Source organism: Dellaglioa sp. CoH-57-MRSF-18 (genome assembly GCF_056781995.1).
On record NZ_JBXAXX010000103.1, the window covers coordinates 1 to 417 of the forward strand.

The following is a 417-nucleotide window of genomic DNA, read 5'->3' on the forward strand; positions in this document are numbered from 1 at the left end:
AAAGAAAGTTTGGAGCACAAGTGGGATAAAGCCAAGGGGATAGCAGAAAAAGAATATGGTCCCGGGCACTGGGGTGCTGTCGAACACATTTATCAGAATATGCGAGATTCAAAGAAACATGAATCTTCGGTAGAACTGAACGCGGCTGAACGAATTGTCGAAGACGAGAAAAGCGATAGTAAATAATCGGAAAGTGGTGTACAATTGCCGCTTTGTATACCACTTTCAGGAGTATAGATGGGCAGCACTCTAAAAGACGACATGTTGTACATGGGGATCGCACAGGCTGCGGCCACGATGTCTGTCGATCCAAAGCATCAAGTTGGGTGCGCGATTGTCACGCCCGACGACATGATCACGCTGGGTTGGAATGGTACACCTCCGGGACACGACAATGAGACGCGGGTTCCGAAGTTG

General features: G+C 48.7%; 2 protein-coding genes. Both read left to right on the forward strand.

What is annotated here, in order from left to right:
• Window positions 1-186, forward strand: a 186-nt coding sequence (locus AC1RPG_RS08270; protein WP_481762511.1) for a hypothetical protein, incomplete at its 5' end; no start/stop codon positions are given.
• A 51-nt stretch (window positions 187-237) separates the two neighbouring features.
• A partial coding sequence (locus AC1RPG_RS08275; protein ID WP_481762512.1) for a hypothetical protein occupies window positions 238-417 on the forward strand: 180 nt, incomplete at its 3' end.